Below are 21,550 nucleotides of genomic sequence, written 5' to 3' on the forward strand. Positions count from 1 at the left end.
AACCCTCCCTCGGCTGACGGAGCCCCGGTCAGCCGTGCCACACCCCGGTCGCGGCAGCGGCTCGCACGTAATCGGTGAAGTCGCGGGGTTCGCGGCCGAGAGCCCGCTGAACGCCGTCGGCGAGCTGGGCGAAGCGGCCCTCGCCGATCCAGCCGCAGAGCATGTTCAGCAAGGCGATGAAATCTTCCGGCAAGCCCTCCCTGGTGGCGTAGGCCGCGAAGTCGCCCGGGGAAACGGGACGGTAGGAAATGTCCCGGCCGGTGGCCCGGGCGATCTCGTCGGTCACGGCGCCCAGGCTCAGCAGTCGCGGTCCGGACAGCTCGTAGGCCTCCCCGCCGTGGCCGTCCTCGGTGAGGGCGGCCACGGCGACATCAGCGATGTCTTCGACGTCGATGAACGGCTCGACGCCGTCCCCGGTCGACATGACGACCTCGCCGTCCATGATCTGCCCTCGCCAGAACGACTCCTCGCTGAAGTTCTGCGCGAACCAATTCGGCTTCAGGAGCGTCCACTCCGCGCCGGATTCCCGCACTGCGCGCTCGCACGGCAGCTTCTCCTCACCCTCGGGCACCACCCAGTCGCGGGCGGACAGCAGCACCAGTCGCTCGACACCGCCGGCCACGGCGAGCTTGCTGAAGGAACTCAGCGATGTCGCGGCGTCGCTCTGCTGTGAGTCGACCAAGTAGGCCGCGCCGATGCCCTCCAGTACGGGCTCCCAGGTGTTCTCGTCGTTCCAGTCGAAGCGCGTCGGCCCCTTCCGGGAGGCAACGCGGACCTCGTGTCCACGCTGCCGGAGGCGGGAGACCACGCGGCGTCCCGTCTTGCCGGTACCGCCCAGGACCAGGATCGGTTTCGTCATCATGTGATCAGTCAACGGTGCGGCCGGTGAGTCATGAAATGGTCCATGCGCTCACATCGATGTCTCAGCGTCTAGACTCGCGGCATGGATCCGCTGGCGAGCCTTCTGTACGAAGTGAGGTCCAACGGCGCCCTGTTCACCCGGAACCACATGGCACCGCCCTGGTCGGTCCGCTTCGCCGACGGCACACCGCTCGCCGTCATCACCATGCTGCGCGGCGCGGGTTGGCTCATCCCCGGCGACGCCGCGCCCATCGCGCTCGGCCGTGGCGATGTCGCGATCGTCGCCGGGACGGAGCCGTTCTCCATCACCGACGATGCCGGCGCGGGGACTCCGCCGCTCTACGTGGTGCACCCCGACCGATGCACGACGGCCGACGGCGAGGACATCAGCGACGACGTCATACTGGGCCTTCGCACCTGCGGGAACAGCCCGGACGGCCCGACCGTACTGCTCACCGGCAGCTACCAGATCGACGGCCGGGTCTCCGAACGGCTGCTGAGCGCACTTCCCCGGGCGCTCGTGGTCCACCGCGACGAGCCCGGCCCGATCCTGGACCTCACCGCCACGGAGATCAGCCGGGACGACCCGGGACAGCAAGCCGTCCTGGACAGACTCCTGGATCTGTTGCTGCTGTCCACGCTGCGGGAATGGTTCACCCGCCCTGAGGCCGATCCGCCTGCGTGGTACCGAGCGCTCGGCGACCCCCTTGCGGGCAGGGCACTGCGGCTCATCCACGACCGGCCCGCACATCCGTGGACCGTGACGGCCCTCGCCGAAGAGGCCGGCGTGTCGCGAGCCACCTTCGCCCGCCGCTTCGGCGATCTGGTCGGCCAGCCGCCCATGGCCTATCTGACCGACTGGCGCCTCGCGCTGGCAGCCGACCTGCTGGTGCGCACCGAGGCCACCGTGGAATCGATCGCCCGACAGGTCGGCTACCAAAGCGCGTTCGGATTGAGCGTTGCCTTCAAGCGTGTGTACGGAACCCGCCCCGGCCAGCACCGCGCAGCCCTGCGATCGGGGCCCTCACGGAAGGAGAAATATTGACCGCTCGTTCCAGATACCTCTATGATCTTGCTCGTGGCCAGGACCAAGGAATTCGATCCGGACGCCGCGCTCCAGTCGGCCCTCGAGCTGTTCTGGCGGCGCGGATACGAAGCGACGTCGGTGGCGGACCTCGTCGAGCACCTCGGCATCGGCCGGGCGAGCATCTATGCGACGTTCGGCAGCAAGCATGAGCTCTACCTCAAGGCACTGGACCGGTACGCACAGTCCGTCGACCCGCGGCTCTTCGCCGACCTGTCCGGGCCGGGACCGGCCCTGCCGGCGGTACGGACCGTGGTGCGCCGCTTCGCCGCCGAGGCCGCCTCGCCGGAGGAGCGGCTGAACGGCTGCTTCGTCACCAACACCGCCGCCGAGCTGGGCGCTCACGACTCCGTGGCGGCCCGCCGGGTCGAGTCGAGCTGGGACCGGCTGGAGACGCTGCTGCACGCGGCGCTCGTCCGGGCACAGGCGCAGGGCGAACTGCCTGCGGAGCGCGAGCCGCTCGCTCTGGCGCGGATGCTGCTGGTCCTGCTGCAGGGGGTGCGGGTCGTCGGGAAGGCCTCGGCCGACCCCGCCCGCGTACGGGACGCGGCCGAGCAGGCACTGTCCCTGCTGGACTGAACCGAACCGAACCGATCCGAACGATCCGAACTGACCGCGACACGCGCGGAGGAGCCGCACGGCTCCCTTCCGCACGCCCGAATAATGGAACGAACGGTCAAATATCAAGGGGGGAAAGACATGGGGGGTAGTACGACCTCCACCGGCACCACCACGACCACCACACCCGCCACCGCGCCCGCCACCACGGGAGCCACAAGCGGCCGCGCCGCCTTCGCGCTGCTCGGCAGCATCCAGATCACGCTCATCTACACTCTCGCCGCGACCACCGTCCCGCTCCCCCGCATCGCCCGCGACTTCGCCCTCCAGCGCGCCGACCTGATCCTGCTGAGCGCCGCCTACGGCCTGACCTTCGCCGGGCTGCTGCTCCTGGGTGGACGCCTCGCCGACCGGTACGGCGGGCGGCGCGCCCTCACCGCGGGCCTCGCTCTGTTCGCCGCGGCCTCCCTCGTGGCCCCCCTCGCCCCCGGCTGCCAGGCCCTGCTGGCCGCCCGCTTCGCGCAGGGCGCCGGAGCGGCCCTCGTCGCCCCCGCCGCCATGGCGGTCCTGCGCACCCTGTTCCCGTCCCCCGCCGCCTACGGCCGGGCCATGGCCACCTGGGGCGGTCTCTCCGTCCTCGGAGCGACCACGGGCAACCTGGCCTGCGGCGTCATCTCCGCCCTGCTGTCCTGGCGTTGTGCCCTCGCCGTACCCCCGGTGGTGGCCCTGGCCGCCCTGTTCCTCGCGCCACGGCTGCTGCCGGGCACCGTGCCGGGCCGGGGCAGGAGCCTGGACCTGCCGGGAGCTCTGCTCGCCACCGCCGGGATCAGTCTGGTCAGTTACGGCCTCGTGGTCACCGACGCCCGCCCCTGGACCTCGGCGGCGGTCCTCGCGCCGCTGTCTGCCGGAGCCGCCCTGCTCGCCGCGTTCCTCCGCACCGAGCGCCGCTCCCGCGACCCGCTCCTGCCGCCCCGCTTCCTCCTCGACCGGCGCCGGGCGGCAGCCCTCGCGGCCGTCGCGCTCACAGCCTGCGGGACCGCGAGCACCTTCGTCCTGCTCTCCCTCCACTTCCAGCAGGACCGTGACTGGTCACCGCTGCGCACCTCCGCCGCCTTCGTCCCGTTCGCCGTCACCCTGATCGCCGGCGGCCGCGCGGTCAGGCCCCTGGCAGCCCGTCACGGCGCCCGCGCCCTGACCGCCGGGGGACTGGCCACCGGTGCGGCCGGGCTCGGACTGCTCTCCCTCACCGGCCTGGACGCCGGCACCCCGTACGCACTCGGTCTGCTGCCCGGCCTCGTCCTCCTCGCAGCGGGCGGCGCCGCCTCCTTCGCCGGAGCAGCCGTACTGGCCACCGAGGGGGTGCCCGCGCGCGACGCCGGCCTGGCAGGCGGCGTACTGAACACCGCGATGGAGTTCGGCCCGACCGTCCTGTTCGCCCTCCTGCTCACCCTCGGCGACGACGCCGCCTCGCTCGCCGCGACGGCCGCCGCGTTCGCCGCCGTGGCCCTTCTCCACTCCGTACGCCGCCGCCCCGCCCGGGCGTGACGGCAGCCCTCCCCCACAGCCCTCCCCCACTGACACCCGTACAAGGAGCCACCGCAATGAACCGTTTCACCGACGCGTCCGTCCTGGTCACCGGCGCCGGATCCGGCCTCGGCCGGGCAATCGCCCTCGCCTTCGCCGCCGAAGGTGCCCGTGTGGTCGCCGCGGGCCGGACCGCGGCCTCCCTCGACGAGACCGTGCGCCTCGTCCGGGCGGCCGGCGGCACGGCCGAGGCGGTCACCGCCGACGTCACCGACTCCGCCCAACTGGCCGCTCTCGTAGGCGAGACCGTCACGCGATTCGGCTCCCTGGACGTCGCCGTCAACAACGCCGGGATACTCCGCGGCACGGTGCCCGCCGGCGACATCGCAGAGGAGGACTGGGACGCGGTTCTGCGGACCAATGTCACCGGCGTCTGGCTGGCCATGAAGCACGAGATCGCCCACATGCGGGAGAACGGCGGCGGCGCCATCGTGAACATCTCCTCGAACCTGGGCGCCCACACCCGCATCCCGAACGCCGCCGCGTACATCACCTCCAAGGCCGCCGTTTCCGCGCTGACCCGCGCAGCCGCCCTGGACCACGTCCGCGACGGCGTGCGCATCAACGCGGTCAGCCCGGGAACCTCCGCCGCGCCCATGTCCCTGCGGCCGGGCGAGACGGAGGCCGACCGCGCAGAGCGGGTCAAGAACGAGAACCCGCTCGGCCGCGTCGCGGAGGCCGAGGAGGTCGCGGCCGCAGTCCTCTACCTCGCCTCGTCCGCGGCGGGTTCCGTGGTCGGCCACGACCTGGTCGTCGACAGCGGCTCCTCCGCCTGACCTCCCGGAACCGGCCCCGCTGCCGCTTCCGCCCCCGCTTCCGCCCCGGCGGTGGCGGCGGGCGCGGGGCCGGTTCCGCCCGTCCCGGGCCGTCAGGAAGAGCGGCGCCGCAGCCGCGTGGTCAGGTGGTGCTGGAGCGGCTGCCCCACCGCCGCCATGTCGTGCACCACCGTCAGCAGGTCGCCGTCGAGGCTGTAGCGGCGGCGCGTCCCGGTGACCTCCTTGGCCAGCGGGGTCAGCGCCACGTCCTTCGTCCCGATCTCGATCTCCGCACCGGACACCGTGCCGACATACGTCTCGACGATCCCGGTGGGGTGGGCGAGGACGACCTCCAGGCCCGCGTCCGGCGTCACCCGCCACCAGCCGGCCTCCCGACCGGCAGGCCGGATGGGAGCCCCGGACTCGTCGACCAGCCAGGCGCGTGCTTCGTATCGCAGGAAGGGGCGCCCGTCGTGGCTGAAGACGACCTCCTGCTCGTAGCGGAAATCCCGTTCCAGCGTGGGGTACTGGCCCTGGCCCCGGCCGTGCCAGCGCCCCACCAGCCCCAGCACCGGCCTCAACAGCGGGTGCGGCTCGGGACCTTCGCCGAGGGTGTGGGTGTCGGGGTACGGATTCTCCTGCACCGGATCGATCATGGTCACCTTGTCTGTGTCGGCGAAAACGGAGACGGCGTGCAGCCCGGGCCGTCGATTCCGGATCCTGCACGAACACAGCGTGACACGCCCGGACCGGGCCATTTCGTCCGGGCGCTCCACTCGTTGGCCATGGGTGTCGCCTACGCATCGGCCTTCTCCCGAAGGCTCTCCTGCACCCCGCAGGCACTTCGTCGTCGCCGCGATGGGTTGCGCCGGGGGAATGGTCATGCTGGACCAGACCGTCGTCGCGGTCGCCCTCGACCCGATGGCACGAAGTCTTGGTCTGACCACGTTCGTGATGCACGGCGTGGTGCTCGTCTACGTCCTGTCGCTGTCGGCGTTCGCGCCGGTCGGCGGTATGGCGGCCCGCAGGTTCGGCCTTCTGCGCACCTTCCGGTTCGGGACCGTGCTCTTCGTCCTCTCCTCCGCGGTCTGCGGACTCACGCCGGGCGGTGACGCCGCCGAGCCGTTCTTGCTCACCGGGAGGGCCGTGCAGGGTGCGGGGGCCGCACTGATGATCCCGGTGGCCACCACGGTGATCACCGACCTGTACGAGGAACACGAACGCGGCAGGGCGCTGGCGGTGTACGCGGGTCTGGCGCAGGTCTTCTTCGTCCTCGGCCCCGTGGTGGGGGCGGTCCTCACCCAGTTCCTCGGGTGGCGCTCGGTCTTCTTCGTCAACGTGCCCGTCGGCGTGGCGATCCTGTGGGTGATCGCCGGGGCACGGCTGCGCAAGGACGCGGAGGGTGGCACCCTCACCGCGCTCCAGCCACTCTTCGTGATCTTTTCCCTCGTCGTGCTCGTCTTCGGGCTCTACCAGTGCGGTGTCTGGGGCTTCACCGATGTCAGAGCGTTCGCCGCACTGGCGACGGGCGCGCTGGCGCTGGCCCTGGCGGTGCGACTCGTCCTGCGGTCCCGGCAGCCCCTCGTCGATCTGCGGCTGCTGGCCATCCGCCCGTACGCCGTTGCGGTGGCGATCACGTTCATGGTGCAGGCTCCGCAGCTGATCGTGCTGGTGCACGGCACGCTGTTCCTGCGGCAGGCCATGGGCCTGTCGCTCCTGGCCACCGGGATCTCCCTGATTCCCCTGGTCACAGGCCTGGCGGCGGGTACGTTGATGTCCGGGTACCTACTGGAGCGCTCCCGGTCGATCCGGGTGCCCGTACTGCTCGGCCTGGCAACGGCCACGCTCGGCGCGGTGGCCTGGACGATGGCCCTGCCCTCGCGCGAGTACCTCTGGCAGGTCCCCGGGATGGTCCTGGCGGGGATCGGAATGGGCATGCCGATCCCCGCCCTGAGCGCCGAACTGATGCGTGCGGTTCCCGCGGGCAAGAGAGCCGATGCGTCCGTTCTCCGTCAGACGCTGCGGCAGTTGGGCGGGGCGGTCGGGCTGGCGGCAGCGGGGGCCGTCGTACTGGCGGCGAACGACGAGGCGGCCGACGAGAGGGGAATCGTCACCGCTGCGGCCGCCCCATCGGGATTCGTGGTCGCGAGCTGTGTCCTGGCCGCCGCACTGCTCCTCGCGGCCGTCACGCTGCCGCGCAACGAACCGGGACGACAGCCCACCGACTCATGAGAACCCGCCCGTCGGGGCGGCGATCGACACCGCGCCGCAGCGCTGCGTACGAGCGTCTCCCGGCGCCCCGTACCGGCGTGCGGACCGGCTCTCCGGCAGGGAAGATGAGGATTGTGAAGGGCAGAGGGAGAGCCGCCGGGGGCTCCTCCCATGGTGCTCCGCACGGAAACGGTGGGCAAGGCGGAACCGCGCTGTGGCTGTCCGGCCGGCCGGACACGGCGGCGAACCAGACGCTCGCCCTCGCAGCCATGGTCTTCGCCGTCGCGATGATCTTCGTGGACCAGACGATCGTCAGCATCGCCGCCCCCAGCATCGTCGAGGAACTCGGCCTGTCGTCCTCCGGAATGCAGCGGGTGGTCAACGCGTATCTGCTCGCGCTCGCCGCGTGCTTCGCGCTCGGCGGGCGGCTCGCCGACGTCTTCGGGCACCGCCGGATGGTGGTGGCGGGCACGCTCGTCTTCGTCGTCTCATCCGTGCTCTGCGGCTCGGTGCCGCCCGGAGACTTCGCCGAGAGCTGGCTCATCATCTTCCGGGCCACCCAGGGGCTGGGCGCGGCACTGGTGTTCCCCGCCGCCCTCGCCGTCGTCGTTTCCGTCGTCCCCGTCGACAAAAACGGGGCCGGGCGCTGGCCCTGTTCTTCGTCCTCGCCGGCGCGCTCACCGCTCGGAAGTCCAGGGTGCGGCCCGCAACATCGCGGAAGCGGTCACCGGTCACCCGGACGACCACGGTCCCACCGACGGCGGGCCGACCTCCGCGCTGATGCGGAGCGCCGTCCAGGCCGTCCAGATGGACTTCGCCGAGGCCAACCAGTGGGTCTTCTACGGCATGTCCATCGCGCTGGGCGTGGCGTACGTGTGCACACTGCTACACCCGGGGACGCGGGTGACGGGCGAGGTCACGGAGGCGGAAGAGACCGTGCAGGAACGAACCCGTCACTGACTGTCTGGGATGCCGCGGGCATTCCGGTCAAGGCTGCTGCTGTGGGCTGACCGCCGCGCAAACACGATAATGAACGCCCCGGTCCAGATGATCCACACAACGCTGGGCCAGGCAGCGATCCGCTCGAACAGCCCTTGCACCCCGGGGTCCGGTCTCATCGCCGTGAGCGTGGCCGAGACGACGGAGGTCACGCCGCAGGCGATGCCGGCTGCACCCCAGTACGGCCGACGCGCCTGCCGGAGCATGCCCCCCCAGGAGCAGTACGCCCACAGCCCCGCAGAAGAAGCACGTTCCGGCGGACAGGAGATGCACGGTCGGACGGAGGTTGTAGGGATTGAAGCCGGTGGACACGAGTCCCAGTCCGCTGACGGCCAATACGCCGAACGTGAGGTTCCTGAGACGGTCTGCCGGAAAGATCTCCATATTGAGCACCGCGGCCAGGGTGAGGGACACCCCTCCGATGATCCAGGCGATGTCGGCGGCCTCGTGCCAGGGTGAGCAGAAGCGGAACCCCCCGATGAGACCACATCGCGTCACTCCGAGCGCCGAGATGATGTGCTCTTCCAGGTTCCGGCTCGACGCATGGGGAAGAACGATCAGATTGTTCACCACGAAGATCTGGATCAACGACGCCCAGAGGATGCCCCCAGCCGTGAGTCTCCTCGAAGCCGTGAAGGTGAGTTCGCGCATGCCGTCACTTGATGCTAGGGCGAGTTGTTCGAAGCTGTCGCGGGCAGTGGCACCGGCGTAATTGCAGGTCTGGATGGCGGAGCCACCACCGGCTCGGCCTCCGGCGTTGTCGTGGAGCCGTCCGATGACCGCCCCGCTCAGTATGTCCTCCCCCGGGCTGCTGGAGGATGACCATGCCTCGGTGAGTCCCGATCCGGTGAGCCGGATGGCGGCCACCTCAGTGCACAGGGGACGAGGAAATGGCTTGCTCCTCAGGACACCACTCACCCGATCGGCGAGCCGTGCCGGTACCGGCTGCTCCGTCCCAACGGCCGACAATGCAGCCATCGGCGGTTGCGCATGGTGGCGGGGAAGTCGGCACCTCCTCGCCGTAGCCGTCTGCCCGTCACGATGAGGTCGCCGCGACGGTGGCCACCGAGCTCCTGCGCCGACCCGCGGTGGCCGCCTTCTCGCCGGCCGTTTCCGATCTCCCGAGGTGTCCGATGCCTGGAACTGTCAGCGCCGCCCCCCGGGCCGGCCTGACGCCCACCGACGTCGCAATCATGGTGGTGGGCATCGTCCTCGGTATCGGGATCTTCAAGACGCCATCGCTGGTCGCGAAATACTCGAGCGACGAGACGGTGTTCGTGTTGCTTTGGCTGCTCGGCGGACTGATCACGGTGGTCGGCTCGGTTTGTTATGCCGAGCTGGGCAGCGCACGCCCCAACTCGGGTGGCGAATACGCGTTTCTGCGTGAAGCTTACGGGCCACGAGTGGCACTTTTGTTCGCCTGGGCGCGCTGCACGGTGATCCAGCCCGGCGCCATCGCCGCCGCAGCGTTCGTGATGGGCGACTACGCGAATGTGCTGTGGCCGCTCGGAACGTACGGCCCGGGCGTCTACGCCCTTGTCTCCATCACCGTCTTCACCCTCATCAACTATGTGGGAACCACGCCAGGGCAGCTGACCCAGAAGGTCGTTGAGGTCATCACCGTGCTCTCCATGCTCGGCATCATCATTTCCGCGTTCGTCGCGACGGTGCCGGCGCCTCGTGAGGGAACCCCACACGACTCGTCCCTGGGCAGCATCGGTCTCGCGATGATGTTCATCCTCCTGACGTACGGCGGCTGGAACGAAGCCGCCTATCTCTCGGGTGAGCTTCAGGATGCCAGGCGCAACATGGCCCGGGCCTTGGTCGTCGGCGTCCTGATCGTCATCGGAGTATCCCTCGCGATCAATTTCGCCTATCTCCATGTGCTGGGGCTCGACGGCATCCGTGACAGCAACGCCGTCGGCGCCGCCATGATGCGCGTCGTCGCCGGTGACGCCGGTGCGACGATCACGAGCGTCGTCGTCGTGCTCTCCACCCTGACCACACTCAACGGTCTGATCATCACCGGGTCGCGCTCGTACTACGCGCTCGGCCGGGATGTGGCCGCGCTCCGCTCGATCGGCACGTGGAAGGAGCACGGTTCGACCCCCGCCAACGCGCTCGTACTTCAGGGCGCGGTGTCAGCCGCACTTGTCGTCTTCGGAGCCGCCACACGTGTCGGGTTCCAGGCGATGGTCGCCTATACGTCACCGGTGTTCTGGTTCTTCATGCTGCTGGTCTCCCTCTCGGTCTACATCTTCCGCCGCCGCGAATCCGGCGGCGAGTCGCACTATCGCGTGCCGCTCTATCCGGTGACCCCGGCGGTCTTTGCCCTCAGCTGCCTGTGGGTGCTCTGGTCCAGCCTGTTCCATGCCGGATGGGGGTCGATCATCGGCGTCGCGGTGCTGCTTGCCGGAACGCCGTTGCTGCTCCTCCCGATCCCGTCGGATCCCCCGGGCACAGCGCCGTGATGGGACGTCATCGTCCCCTTGTCACCGCGGCGTTGTCAGTGGTGGCCGATAGCGTCGGGGGTGTTGGAAGGGCCGTTTCCCGACAGGAGTGGACGATGACCGAGAACCGTGTGGAGCCCGTGCTCAGGGTGGTACTGACCGACGTCAACGAGCGTGTGGTGGAGGCGTGGCGGGCGGCATTCGCGGACACCCCCGGGATCGAGATCCGCAGGGGTTCGATCCTCGACGAGGACGTCGATGCCTGGGTCACCCCGACCAACTCGCGTGGCCGGATGGACGGCGGGGTCGACGCCGTCATCAAGCGGCACCTCGGAGCGGGCATCCAGCTGCGCGTGCAGCGGGCGATCCGCGACCGGTTCACCGGGACCCTCCCGGTGGGCAGTGCCGTCTGCGTCCCGTCCGGTGCGACCGTCCCGCGGTACCTGATATCGACGCCGACCATGGTGCAGTCCTCGCAGAACGTGAAGGACACGCTGAACGTCGCCCTGGCGTGCGCCGCAGCGTTCCAGGCCGTCCACCGGCAGAACCGTCAGGCGCCGGGCAGTATTCGTTCGGTCGCGCTGGTCGGGATGGGCGCGCAAACCGGCCGGGTGCCGGCCCGGGTGTGCGCCAACCTGATGTGGACCGGCTTCACGCTCTTCCACGACCACTGGTTCGAGGACGACGACCAGCTGCGCGCCACGATCACCGCGCAGCTCGACGGCATCGAGAGCGCGCCCGCCACGGAGCGGGTGCGCATCGTGCCACCGAAAGGGCATTCCTTTCGCCGCTGATCCCGTACACACCGCCGGTCAGCCTGCCGGCCACCTCCATCCCTCAGTTACGACAACCGGGAGCCCTTCCCCCATGACCGACGCCACCACCACTGAGGCCCAGCCCGATGCGAACGACCCGCTGGGCCTCACCGAACTCTTCAAGGGTGGCGGTGAACCCTGGCTTCCGCTCCTGAAGCCGGTCATCGAAGCGCAGCCGGATGCCGCCCGGTTCATCGGCCAGGGCCGCAGCCCGGAGGTCGTCCCGGTCCGTGAGCTGACCTTCCAGGCGCTCAAGCCGAACCCGCCGCACAAGTGGAAGGTCGTCGTCTTCGGCCAGAACCCGTACCCGCGGCCGGAGAGCGCCACCGGGATAGCCATGTTCGACAACACCTTCAACGACTGGAAGGACAGCCAGTTCGGCAGGGTCGTCAGCATCCGCTGCATCATCAAAGCGGCCGCGATGTGGAAGTACGGCATCGCCAAGAAGACACCCATCGCCGACGTCCGCGCCCTGTTGAAGGAGCGGGACACGGTCCAGCCGCCGGAGTGGTTCCAGGCGATGCTCACGCAGGGCGTACTGCTGCTGAACGCCTCGCTCACGGCCAGCGGCGACGGGGCGATGGGCGCCGACCAGCACACCGCGTTCTGGCGGCCCGTCGCCGAACGGATCGTCGAGGAGATCCTCAAGGCCAAGCAGGACGCCGACGAGGAGGACCGCGGCGTCGTGTTCGCCTGGTGGGGTGCCCACGCCCGCAGCCTGAAGAAGATCGTCCTGCGGCTCCAGAAGAAGTACCCGGACGTCGAGGTCCGGCACATCGATCACCCCAACCCCGCGGCCCAGGGCGACGTCTTCTGCGAGGGCGACCACTTCGCCACGGTGAACGCGGCCCTCGCATCGCTCGGCGCCGACGAGATCGACTGGCTGCCCAGCAAGGGGTGGAACGAGAGCGCGACGGGGGCTGGCGGTGCGGGCGGGGACGTCGCGGCACGCATGGGGGCCTTCATCGCGTCGACCATGGAATTGCACCAGCTGTACCTCGACCGGCTCACCGGTGTAAAGGACGAGGGGCTCGTCCTCCCGGCGATCACGGGTGTGTTCGACACTCCGCTGATGGACTTTCAGGACGCCGTCGCCCCGGTCGCCGAGGTGCTGTTCGGACTCGGCCGGCAGATCGACCGGTCCCACGAGTTCGGCAAGCGCCGGGCGGACGAGACGGCCGGCCACATGTCCGCCGACGCCATCGCCGCGCTCTACCTGTACACCTGCGAGTCCGCCTTCTACCGCGAGATCAACGCCGTCCTCCGTTCGCCGGACCGGACCAAGGTCGTGCCCTACCTCCCGTACCTGCGGCTGCTGTTCTCGGCGGTGTCGGGGCTGCCCGCCCACACCCGGCCGCTCTGGCGCGGTGTGTCGCTGGACCTGCGGGCGCAGTATCCGGTCGGGGAGACGGTGACCTGGTGGGGCGTGTCCTCATGCACCTCCGAGCTGAGCGTGGCCCGGTCCTTCCTGGGCAGCCGAGGCAAGCGGACGCTCTTCGAGGTGACGCCCACCCGGGCGGTGGGGATCCGGAGCTTCTCCGCGTTCACCGGCGAGGAGGAATACATCCTCGCGCCGGGCACCCAGCTGAAGGTGACGGACGTGAAGGCCGAGCGCGGCGGCCTGTGCACGATCAAGCTGACCGAAGAGGATGCCGCCCCCGTCGTCTCCTGACCGCCCCGCTCGTGCACACGGATGATGACCTGTCAAAGACAGCTGCAGCAGGGGCAATCGGGGTGTGTCCACACTCGACGACGCGATCGCCGCCATGGCGAAGGGCGGCTTCGACTGCAAGGTGACCTTGCGGAACGAGCACAAGTTCGGCTCGGACGCCACCTGCGAAGTGCAGCACCGCGCAACGACCGTCTACAACGAGATCCAGGTGTTGCGCACGGCCCGGTTCAGTGGTGCTGGAGCCGCTCGAGGGGAAGTAGCGGGGAAGTAGCGGGGTCGCACCGCCGGCCGTTCCGGCGCGCCTCCCTGCGGCGGTCACTCCACGCTCCGCCCCCGTGATCCGGCGGCGGCCCACCCGATCGGCCGCGTGGAGCGGTGGGACCGCCGCCGGGGGTGCAAGGCTGGAGCGGAGGCCCCCAGCCGAGGCCGGGTCGGACAGGAGGCGTTGTCGGTGCCTGGCGTGGATTCCCTGGTGTCGTTCGCGCCGTTCTTCGTGCCCGTGATCACCGGCTTGGTGGGTGGGATCAGCCTCGTCCTCAGGGACCGCCGCGAGGCGCGGAGCGCCGACCACCACTACCGCAGGAGGCTGGAGAAGGCGCAGATGGAGGTCCAGTTCATCACCGGCTGGATCGAAGCCAAGAAATTGGCGCCGACCGAGGCCCCGAACCCGGAGCCCGGCCACTGGCTCGACGAGACCTACGCGTCGGTACGCGCCTTCGAGGCTGCGGCGCGCCGCCACCGGGGAGGGCCGGGGAGGCTGCGCCGTCTGCTCCTGCTGCGCACGCTGCACGGCGGCCCGGCGAAGGCCGTGCGGGTTCTGTACTGGCTGGCCGTTGTCGCGTTCAACGCGGCCCTCGCTTGGTGGGTGAGCATGATCATCAGCGGTCCTCCCGCCTTCTTCGGGACGGACGAGGAATCCCAGTCCGATGACGTCGACGCGGTCTTGGGCGTGGCGGGCTGTTTCCTGCTGGCGGCGATTGTCCTGTGGGCGTGGGCGGTGCATCTGGACTCGTCGGGGCCGAAGGAGGGGTACCGCTCGGGGATCGACTCGGCCGCCTGGGCGGCGCGGGAGGACGCGCGGCGACGTGCCGCGGACGAGAAGGCGGACGACAAGGCGGACGACGGGCCCGACGGGGGCGCAGGGTGACCGGCCCCGTGGTCGCTGCGCGCATGCCGTGTCATCCATGCCGGTCTTGATGCGGGCGGGCTTCGGTGCGGCGTAGGCTCGTCCACAGGAGACTCGTCGTCGACATCGTCGAGGCGGGCGGCAGGCCTCACCGAGGGCGAGTCGAGCAGGACCCGACGAGACCGCGGGAGGATCCATGACCGTGACGGCGCTCGGTGAACTCATCCCGATCGACGACAGGACCGTGCTGGTCCTCGGGCAGGAACTGGATTTCGAGCACGATCAGCCGGACGTCGCCAACGCACTCGTTCACCGGGTCGGCGACACCGTGGTGCTTGTCGACACCGGCGTCACGCCGGCCTTCCGCGCGGCACTGCGGGCGGCGATGGACCGGGTCGGGCGCTGGTCCCGGGCCCTGCTGCTGACCACGCACGGCCATCCCGACCACGTAGCCAACAACGACCTGGCCGACGAGCTGGGTGTACCGGTCGAGCACTACGTCCCCGCTCTTGACCTCGACCAGATGCGGGACCCGGCGTCGTACTGGGTGCGGTCCTTCGAGCGCATCGCCGGCACGGCACCGCTACCCGCACCCGCGCTGGCCGCCGACAAGGTGGTGTCACTCTTCCGGCCCATGCGGCCCTTCGGCGCCACGACCCGCACCTACGAGGAGCGACCGCTGGAGCGGATTCGGATCGGCTCCCTGCGGTTCACCGGCTGGACCTTCGCCGACGGCGCGGTCCGCGTACTGCGCAGCCAAGGCCACTGTGCCGGGCACGTGATCGTGCACCTGAGGGACTGCGGCGTCCTTCACCTGTCCGACGAGGGCAACGGCGCCTGTGGCGCCATGGTCGACGCCGATCAGCTCAAGATCCAGACAGCCCTCGGCGCCGTCGCCCTCCTCTTCGAGGAGGGGGAAGCCACACACCTCACAGACGGGCACACCTTCGCCGTGCGCCGTGGCGCCGAGGTGGCGCCCTACCTGGACGGGCTGCTCGAGCAGGCCACCGCCCTACAGGAGGCGGCACTCAGTCTGACCAGGGAGAGCAGGCGGGTCCGGCCGAGCGCGTTCACCACCCGCTACCTGGAAGCCGTCGCCGGACTGGGGGGCGGCGGCGCCAACCCGAACACGATGTTCACCGCCATGATGGCGGTCAACCAGCTCCGCGAGCTCGGGCTACGGCCGGAGTCCGGCGGCGTCGACGCGCCCTGGTCCCGGCCCGCTCTCCAGAACCCGGCGCCGGACCCCCCGCGGCCCGACTCGCCCGCCCGCGGCAGTCAGCCGGCCAGCACGCTCAGGGGAGCACGGTAGAGGCGGGGAGAGAGCCTCCACGACACCGCCCGAGCCGTCGGCCCTCTGCACGACCTCCCGCTCACCCGGCAACACCCGTCAGAGCGGGCCGTCCTTCGCGACCAAGGTGTACACGGCCCGGGCCTTTGCGCCCAGTCGCGGTCCGGCGAGCCAGGTGGCCGAGGCCGGGCCGATGGAAGTGTTGCTGACGAGGGCGAGGGCGCCGTCGGGACGCCGGGCGAACCAGCCGCCGCCGGAGGAACCGCCGGTCATCGTGCACCCTATGCGGTACAGCGAGGGCCGGTCGGGGCGCAGGGACAGCCGCCCGGGCCGGTCCTGGCAGGCGAACATCCGCTGCCCGTCGAAGGGAGCCGCGGCCGGGTAGCCCAAGGCCTTCATCGCCGGGATCGCCGCCGTGGGCGGCGCGTCGAACCAGACGGGTACGGCCGCCCCGGTCGCCTGCTGGAGCGATGTGCGGGTGTCCTGCCGGGCCACGCGCAGCACCGCGAAGTCGCCGGACGCCCCGGCGCCGCCGGTGTCGGAGCCCTCCGCGAGCCATTGCTCGGAGGTCACGGCCCGGTCCGCCCACCACGTGCCCAGCGGAGCGATCTCGGCCGCCCCGGCCGCGCGGCGGGAGGCGCCGGTGAGACCCCGGTCGTTGTAGGAGGGGACGAAGACGATGTTGCGGTGCCAGGTGCCGCCTGCGCCGCCGTGGACACAGTGGCCCGCCGTCCACACCAGGCTGGAGCGGCCCGGCCGGGCCGGGTCCTCGACGGCGGTGCCCGAGCAGACGCTCGGCCCGTCGGGCCCGTCGAAGAAGACCTTCCCCAGCGCGGGGGCGCTCGCGCGGTACGGGGTGCGTTCGGCGGCGGCCCGGACGGGGGCCGGGACGGGGTCGGTCTCCCCCAGGTCGGCACCGAGCCCGTCCGCCACGGGCGTGCCGTACCTTTCGGCTTCGGCCATGCGCTGCGGAGTCCAGAGGCCGGGGATGACGGGGTTGGAGAAGCCCGGTACGACTCGCCTGAGCGTATCGGCCGGCCCGGAGCAGGCGGTCGTGACGCCGAGGACGGCCAGGACGACGAGCAGGGCGGCCAGGACGCCCGGGCGTTCGGCGCCCCAGGGGCGGCCGGAGTGCATGTTCATGGTGACGCTCCTCGGGGTGGGGACCGCGGCCCCCTGAACTGCCGGGCGCCGGACGGAGGTCGGAAAGGGAGGATCAGCGGGGCGGGCGGACGGCGGTGCGTGGCCCCTCCACCCGCCCGGAGACCGGCTCAGCCGCCGAAGCGGATGGATTTCACGGCCGGGAACCCGATGGCGGCCAGGTCCTTGACGTCGCCCTGCACCTCCTGGGACTTGCCGGTGCAGTTCGGCCCGTCCCAGATCTTGGCGGTGCCGCTGATCTGCAGCGAGCCGGAGAAGCGGACCGGCTTGCAGCCCGGGCCGGCGATGCCCTCGGCCGGGTCGGCGAAGTTCGCCGAGTTGAAGAACGTCGCACTGGCTGCGGGCTTGGCCGCCCCGGGAGCCGGGGTGCCGCCGCCGTCCTGACCGCCGCTCCCGCCGCCCTGGCCGGCCTTCTTGCCGTCCGGTGTCACCCCGGACCACGTCCCGCCCACGCCCTGTCCGTTGGTGTCGCCGGGCTTGGTGTCCTTGCTGAACAGGTAGACCGGCCAGCCGCCGATCGTCACCTGGAAGGCGCCGTCGCGAGGGATGAAGCCGATCGCCGATTTCGGGATGCCGTCGAGGAAGACGTTGCCGCCCTTGGCCACCAGGTACGGCGGCCAGGTGCTTGCGCAGGCGTCGAAGCAGGTCGACTTCGAGGGCTGCGCCGAGTCCTTGTCGAAGCGGTACAGCGTGAACCCGGCCCCGTTGATCACCACGGGGCTGAGCGCGCCCGCCTTGCCGGCGGACAGCTGCACCCAGGAGCGGGCCACGGGCTTCTTCGGGGCCGCGGCGGGCGCGGCGTCCGGCGCGAGGTCGCCGGTGTTCGGCTGGGCGTTGTTCTGCCGGGCGGTGCCGTTCTGGAAGGTCAGTTCGGCCGCGGAGGCGCTCGGCGAAGCGGCGGCGTCCGCGGCCCCGTAGTTGCCGTTGCCGTTGCAGGCGGAGAGCAGGAGCACGCCGGCCGTCGCGAGAGCGGCGAGGGACGCGGCACGAGCACGAGTACGAGTACGGAGCATCGGAATCCCCTTGGTCGTTCGGTCGGTTCGGCCGCCCCGGCGGGTTCCGGGACGAGGACACTGGAGACACGGGGCTCCTCCCGGCCGAGTTCTGCCGTACGGCCACTGAGACACGACGGTGACAATTCCCGAACCGGCCGATGACAGGAGGAGCCGTCCTGCACCGACGGATCCGGCCCCCTCGCCGTATCGACGGCCGGCGCCTTCCCCTCTGCGGGAACGGCAGTGCTAGACATGATCCACAGGGCAACTGAAGGGCAGTGGAACCATGTCGAGGGCATTCCCGGACAACACCCCGCAGCGCATGCGCGACATCGCCCGCGGCCGGGTCCTGGTCGTGGACTGCGCGCCGGGTACGACGGCGCTCACCGAGCTGGCGGACCTCAGCCGTCTCGGCCTCGAACCGACCGTCAACACCCGGCGGGTGGCCGATCCCGAACTCCGGTCGCGCATCGCGCAGCAGTGGCGGACCGTGGACTTCGACGGGTTCGCGGAGGAGGAGCTGGCCCGGCAGCTGGAGGACGGCGGCCTCGGCCATGAGGCCCTGAAGTGCCGGGCCGGCATTCCCCTCACCGAGGCGGTGCTCGAACGGGCCACCTCGGACTCCCTCCAGCACCGTCTGGTACTCGTCGGCCGCGCCGCGGCGGGCTCCGACACGTTCGACACCGCGGCCGCACGACGTCTCGGCGTCGCCCTCCGCACCACCCCCGGGGCCAACGCCGGGGCCGTCGCCGAACTGACCCTGGCCCTCATGCTCGACGCCCTGCGCGGCGTGTCGCAGCGGGCGCAGGCTCTGCGGCAGGGCTCCTGGGCCGCGGCGACCGCCGCCCTGCCGACGGGCAGCCTGGCCGACGCCCGCGTCGGACTGGTGGGTTCGGGGGCCACGGCACGCAGGGTCGCCGACCTGGTACGTGCCTTCGGCGCAGAGGTGTGGGTGTTCGGATCGCCGCGCTTCACGCCGGAACGTGCGGCCGGATGGCCCGGTCGCCGGGTCGCGTCCCTGAGAGAGCTGCTGGAAGGCTGTGACATCGTCTCCGTGCACGTGCCCGCCACGGCGGAGACGAACGGCCTCATCGGGGCCGAGGAACTCCGGCTGATGCGGCCGGGGTCGGTGCTGGTCAACACCGCCCGGGCGAGCGTGGTCCGCGAGGCGGACCTCGACCGCGCCCTTCGGGACCCGAGGTCGGGCCCATGGCACGCGGCGGTCGACGTCTTCGAGGCGGAGGGCGCCGCATTCACCTCCCCCCTCGGCGACAACCCCCACTGCACGCTCTCCCCGCACTCGGCGGGTATGACCCGTGCGGCCATGGAGGAGGCCTCGCGCAGAATCGTGGGCGAGTTCGCGCGCTACGTCGAGGAGAACGGCATCGCGGGCGGCGGGCCCGGCTGACACGATCGTGTTGCCGATCTCCCCGCTGCTCTTCTGCTGTGCAGGGCCTGTTGGTGCCGGCGCCTCGCTCGGATCTTGTTGCCGCCCGATCGTGGATGTCCCGGTGCCTCGGTCAGATCATGCGGCGGGGCTCCCGGGTGCGCGGAGGGTTCGGCGGACGGCGTTGCGGAGCCAGTGGTGGGCCCTGTCGGCTGCATGGCGGGGGTGCCAGGCCATGCCGACGGTCACGGGCGGCATGGCCAGGGGGATGTCCAGGAGGTGCAGTCCGAGGGCGATGGCGTCGCCGGTAAGGGGTGAGGGGGCGGCGCCGGGGAGTGCGGCAGGTACGAGGCAGACGATGTCGCTGCGAGCAGCGAGCGTCATGGCGGCCAGGTGGCTGGGGAGGACGATGCCGACCCGCCGATGAAGGTTCTGCTCGGCCAGGGCGGTGTCGAGGGGGCCGGCGAACCGGCCTCGGCGGCTCACCGCGACGTGCTGGGCGGCGGCGAGCCGGGCCGGGGTCAGGGGTCCTTCGGTCAGCGGATGGCCGGGCCTGACGGCCGCCACCATGCGGAGGCTGACCAGTTCCTCGACCCTGGTTTCGGGGTCCACGTGGTCGATGGACCCGACTTCCAGGTCGATCCGGCCGTCACGCAGGGCGGGACCGGCCTCCAACTCCTCGGCCCGGAGCCGGAACGAGACCCCCGGCGCCTCCTGCTCGGCCAGGCGCAGCAGTCCGGGAGCCAGTGCCGCGCCGACCAGGTCGGCGGTCTGGAGGGTGAAGGTGCTGCGCAGGGTGGCGGGGTCGACGCCGGTATCGGGGCCGAGCAGGGCCCCGAGGCGCTGCACCACGGCTGCGGCTTCCTCGCGCAGGGCCAGGGCGCGCGGGGTGGGGACCATGGTCTGCCCGGCCCGGACCAGCAGCGGATCCTGCAGCGTGCGGCGCAGCCGGGCGAGCGTGCGGCTCATGGCGGCGGGCGAGGTGTGCAGGCGGGCGGCGGCCCGGGTGACGCTGTGCTCGGCCAGCAGGGCGTTCAACGCGATGGCGAGGTTGGCGTCGAGGGCCGGATCCGGGCTGTTCACCAGCATTATTCCATTTCAGTCAATGATTCCGTGCCGAAGTTCCCATTGTGGCAGCACTGGGATCCTCAGCAGGATGAGGGGCGTACCGACCGGCACGACCTGCGAGGTTTTCATGATCGTAATTACCGCTCCCACCGGGAACATCGGCCGTCCCCTCCTCTCCCGGCTCCTGGAGTCCGCCCCCGCCGCAGGCGAGGAACTGCGCGTGATCGTGCGCGACCCCGCCCGGCTTCCTGACGCGGCGCGCGGACGCGTCGAGGTGATCACCGGCTCGCACGGAGACGCCGAGGCCGTCGACCGGGCCTTCGAGGGTGCGGACGCCGTCTTCTGGCTCGTGCCCCCGGACGCCTCGTTGGCTCCGCAGGACGCGTTCAGCGGCTTCACCCGCCCCGCCGTGAAGGCGCTCGCCACCCACGGCGTCAGCCGTGTCGTCGGCGTCTCCGCGCTCGGCCGCGGCACCCCGCTCGCCGACCGGGCCGGCCTGGTCACCGCCTCCCTCGCCATGGACGACCTCATCGCCGACAGCGGCGTCGCCTACCGGGCCCTGGCCAACCCCTCCTTCTTCGAGAACCTCCTCGAGGAGTCCGACTCGATCCGCGACAAGGGCGTCTTCACCGACGTCGTCGACGCCGACCGCAAGGCCCCCCTCGTCGCCACCGCCGACATCGCGGCCGTCGCCGCCGGCCTGCTGCTGGACCGCTCGTGGACCGGCACCGACAGCGTGCCGGTCCTCGGGCCGGAGGACCTGTCCCCCAACGACCTGGCCCGCATCATGACCGAACAGCTCGGCCGCCCCGTCCGCTACGAACGCCAGCCGCTCGACGAACTGCACACCGCCCTCGTCGGCTACGGCCTCAACGCGGCATTCGTCCAGGGCGTCGTCGACATGAAGCGGGCCAAGGACCAGGGCCTGGACGCCGGTGTCGCCCGCACCCCGGACACCGCCTCCCCCACCGGGTTCGAGCAGTGGTGCGCCCGGACCCTCAAGCCCGCCGTCCTCTCCTGAAGCCCACCACCCGTCGCCGGAGCACACAGTGGCCCAGCGCACCAAGACCACCCGCCATCTTGGAGGCACCCTGATGCCAGCGGAAAATACCGAACTGCCGGTCACGGCGTTCATGCTCGTCAAGACCACACCCGAGTGGCTCGCCCTGACCGTCCAGCAACGCGTCGACGCTTTCACCACCCATGTCCTGCCCGCGATCGAGGCCAGGACCACCGGCGTCCGGTCACGCTTCTACGACACCGAGTTCTACTCCGCACGCATCACCGACGTCTGGGTGTGGGAAGCCGAAGACCACCACGCCTACCAGCTCCTCATCGACGCACTGCGCGAAACCCCCTTCTGGGACCGCTACTTCGAGGTCATCGACCTCCTCGTCGGCACCGAGAACGGCTACGCCCGCACCTACGGCCTCGAACCCGTCGCCACCATCACCACCTGATGCCCGGCCCCGCACCCCGCCCGGCAGCCGGCGAAGTACCTGAGGCCGGGCCGCCGTGCTTGGCATCCACGCA

The 21,550-nt window shown here is 70.9% G+C and carries 21 protein-coding genes and 1 pseudogene; 16 read left to right on the forward strand and 6 right to left on the reverse strand.

Going from position 1 to position 21,550, the window contains the following annotated elements:
- Positions 1-28 precede the first annotated feature (28 nt).
- Complete coding sequence (locus ACZ5WG_RS21550) at positions 29-862, reverse strand: NAD(P)H-binding protein (RefSeq protein WP_468725152.1); 834 nt, start codon at positions 860-862, stop codon at positions 29-31.
- An 81-nt stretch (positions 863-943) separates the two neighbouring features.
- On the opposite strand from ACZ5WG_RS21550, the gene ACZ5WG_RS21555 reads away from it, so the two are divergent.
- The 4 genes from ACZ5WG_RS21555 to ACZ5WG_RS21570 all read left to right on the forward strand — a co-directional run bounded on the left by ACZ5WG_RS21555 (position 944) and on the right by ACZ5WG_RS21570 (position 4,863).
- Positions 944-1,906: an AraC family transcriptional regulator gene (locus ACZ5WG_RS21555; RefSeq protein WP_468725154.1), complete on the forward strand. Its 963-nt coding sequence runs from the start codon at positions 944-946 to the stop codon at positions 1,904-1,906.
- A 33-nt stretch (positions 1,907-1,939) separates the two neighbouring features.
- Positions 1,940-2,524: a TetR/AcrR family transcriptional regulator gene (locus ACZ5WG_RS21560; RefSeq protein WP_468725155.1), complete on the forward strand. Its 585-nt coding sequence runs from the start codon at positions 1,940-1,942 to the stop codon at positions 2,522-2,524.
- Positions 2,525-2,644: 120 nt separating this feature from the next.
- On the forward strand, positions 2,645-4,048 hold the full coding sequence (locus ACZ5WG_RS21565; protein WP_468725156.1) for an MFS transporter: 1,404 nt from the start codon (positions 2,645-2,647) through the stop codon (positions 4,046-4,048).
- A 56-nt stretch (positions 4,049-4,104) separates the two neighbouring features.
- Positions 4,105-4,863: an SDR family NAD(P)-dependent oxidoreductase gene (locus tag ACZ5WG_RS21570; protein WP_468725157.1), complete on the forward strand. Its 759-nt coding sequence runs from the start codon at positions 4,105-4,107 to the stop codon at positions 4,861-4,863.
- A 92-nt stretch (positions 4,864-4,955) separates the two neighbouring features.
- Here ACZ5WG_RS21570 and ACZ5WG_RS21575 read toward each other — a convergent pair whose 3' ends face one another.
- Entirely contained in the window at positions 4,956-5,498 is a 543-nt protein-coding gene (locus tag ACZ5WG_RS21575) for a heme-binding beta-barrel domain-containing protein (RefSeq protein ID WP_468725158.1), read from the reverse strand.
- A gap of 220 nt (positions 5,499-5,718) precedes the next feature.
- On the opposite strand from ACZ5WG_RS21575, the gene ACZ5WG_RS21580 reads away from it, so the two are divergent.
- The 3 genes and pseudogenes from ACZ5WG_RS21580 (at position 5,719) to ACZ5WG_RS21590 (ending at position 8,013) form a co-directional block, all read left to right on the forward strand.
- Entirely contained in the window at positions 5,719-7,074 is a 1,356-nt protein-coding gene (locus ACZ5WG_RS21580; RefSeq protein WP_468725159.1) for an MFS transporter, read from the forward strand.
- Positions 7,075-7,322: 248 nt separating this feature from the next.
- Positions 7,323-7,738: pseudogene (locus ACZ5WG_RS21585) on the forward strand (MFS transporter); the annotation flags it as partial.
- Positions 7,739-7,833: 95 nt separating this feature from the next.
- Entirely contained in the window at positions 7,834-8,013 is a 180-nt protein-coding gene (locus tag ACZ5WG_RS21590; protein ID WP_468725161.1) for a hypothetical protein, read from the forward strand.
- 27 nt (positions 8,014-8,040) lie between these two features.
- Here ACZ5WG_RS21590 and ACZ5WG_RS21595 read toward each other — a convergent pair whose 3' ends face one another.
- A complete protein-coding gene (locus tag ACZ5WG_RS21595; RefSeq protein WP_468725162.1) occupies positions 8,041-8,703 on the reverse strand; it encodes a hypothetical protein in 663 nt (220 codons plus the stop codon).
- A gap of 407 nt (positions 8,704-9,110) precedes the next feature.
- Between ACZ5WG_RS21595 and ACZ5WG_RS21600 the strand changes: the two genes are divergently transcribed.
- The 6 genes from ACZ5WG_RS21600 to ACZ5WG_RS21625 all read left to right on the forward strand — a co-directional run bounded on the left by ACZ5WG_RS21600 (position 9,111) and on the right by ACZ5WG_RS21625 (position 15,427).
- Positions 9,111-10,523 (forward strand): APC family permease, encoded by a 1,413-nt coding sequence (locus tag ACZ5WG_RS21600; protein ID WP_468725163.1) that lies wholly within the window; start codon positions 9,111-9,113, stop codon positions 10,521-10,523.
- A gap of 95 nt (positions 10,524-10,618) precedes the next feature.
- Entirely contained in the window at positions 10,619-11,296 is a 678-nt protein-coding gene (locus tag ACZ5WG_RS21605) for a macro domain-containing protein (RefSeq protein ID WP_468725165.1), read from the forward strand.
- A 73-nt stretch (positions 11,297-11,369) separates the two neighbouring features.
- Positions 11,370-12,989 carry an ADP-ribosyltransferase domain-containing protein gene (locus ACZ5WG_RS21610; RefSeq protein WP_468725167.1) on the forward strand — a complete coding sequence of 540 codons (1,620 nt, stop codon included), beginning with the start codon at positions 11,370-11,372 and terminating at the stop codon, positions 12,987-12,989.
- A 64-nt stretch (positions 12,990-13,053) separates the two neighbouring features.
- On the forward strand, positions 13,054-13,260 hold the full coding sequence (locus ACZ5WG_RS21615; protein ID WP_468725168.1) for a hypothetical protein: 207 nt from the start codon (positions 13,054-13,056) through the stop codon (positions 13,258-13,260).
- 180 nt (positions 13,261-13,440) lie between these two features.
- Complete coding sequence (locus tag ACZ5WG_RS21620; protein WP_468725170.1) at positions 13,441-14,136, forward strand: hypothetical protein; 696 nt, start codon at positions 13,441-13,443, stop codon at positions 14,134-14,136.
- Positions 14,137-14,311: 175 nt separating this feature from the next.
- The gene (locus ACZ5WG_RS21625; RefSeq protein WP_468725171.1) at positions 14,312-15,427 is read left to right on the forward strand and encodes an MBL fold metallo-hydrolase; all 1,116 of its coding nucleotides are present in this window, start codon (positions 14,312-14,314) and stop codon (positions 15,425-15,427) included.
- A gap of 78 nt (positions 15,428-15,505) precedes the next feature.
- Here ACZ5WG_RS21625 and ACZ5WG_RS21630 read toward each other — a convergent pair whose 3' ends face one another.
- Together ACZ5WG_RS21630 and ACZ5WG_RS21635 are read right to left on the reverse strand one after the other, a co-directional pair.
- Entirely contained in the window at positions 15,506-16,549 is a 1,044-nt protein-coding gene (locus ACZ5WG_RS21630; protein WP_468725173.1) for a trypsin-like serine peptidase, read from the reverse strand.
- Between the two features lie 128 nt (positions 16,550-16,677).
- The gene (locus tag ACZ5WG_RS21635; RefSeq protein ID WP_468725174.1) at positions 16,678-17,580 is read right to left on the reverse strand and encodes a COG4315 family predicted lipoprotein; all 903 of its coding nucleotides are present in this window, start codon (positions 17,578-17,580) and stop codon (positions 16,678-16,680) included.
- 268 nt (positions 17,581-17,848) lie between these two features.
- Between ACZ5WG_RS21635 and ACZ5WG_RS21640 the strand changes: the two genes are divergently transcribed.
- Positions 17,849-18,970: an NAD(P)-dependent oxidoreductase gene (locus ACZ5WG_RS21640; RefSeq protein ID WP_468725176.1), complete on the forward strand. Its 1,122-nt coding sequence runs from the start codon at positions 17,849-17,851 to the stop codon at positions 18,968-18,970.
- 117 nt (positions 18,971-19,087) lie between these two features.
- On the opposite strand, the gene ACZ5WG_RS21645 is transcribed toward ACZ5WG_RS21640, so the two are convergent.
- A complete protein-coding gene (locus ACZ5WG_RS21645) occupies positions 19,088-20,038 on the reverse strand; it encodes a LysR family transcriptional regulator (protein ID WP_468725177.1) in 951 nt (316 codons plus the stop codon).
- A gap of 106 nt (positions 20,039-20,144) precedes the next feature.
- Between ACZ5WG_RS21645 and ACZ5WG_RS21650 the strand changes: the two genes are divergently transcribed.
- Complete coding sequence (locus ACZ5WG_RS21650; RefSeq protein WP_468725178.1) at positions 20,145-21,038, forward strand: NAD(P)H-binding protein; 894 nt, start codon at positions 20,145-20,147, stop codon at positions 21,036-21,038.
- A gap of 73 nt (positions 21,039-21,111) precedes the next feature.
- Positions 21,112-21,477, forward strand: coding sequence for a darcynin family protein (locus ACZ5WG_RS21655; RefSeq protein ID WP_468725179.1), 366 nt, complete (start codon positions 21,112-21,114; stop codon positions 21,475-21,477).
- The last annotated feature ends 73 nt before the right edge of the window (positions 21,478-21,550 follow it).

It is taken from the genome of Streptomyces sp. NPDC032745 (assembly GCF_055579465.1).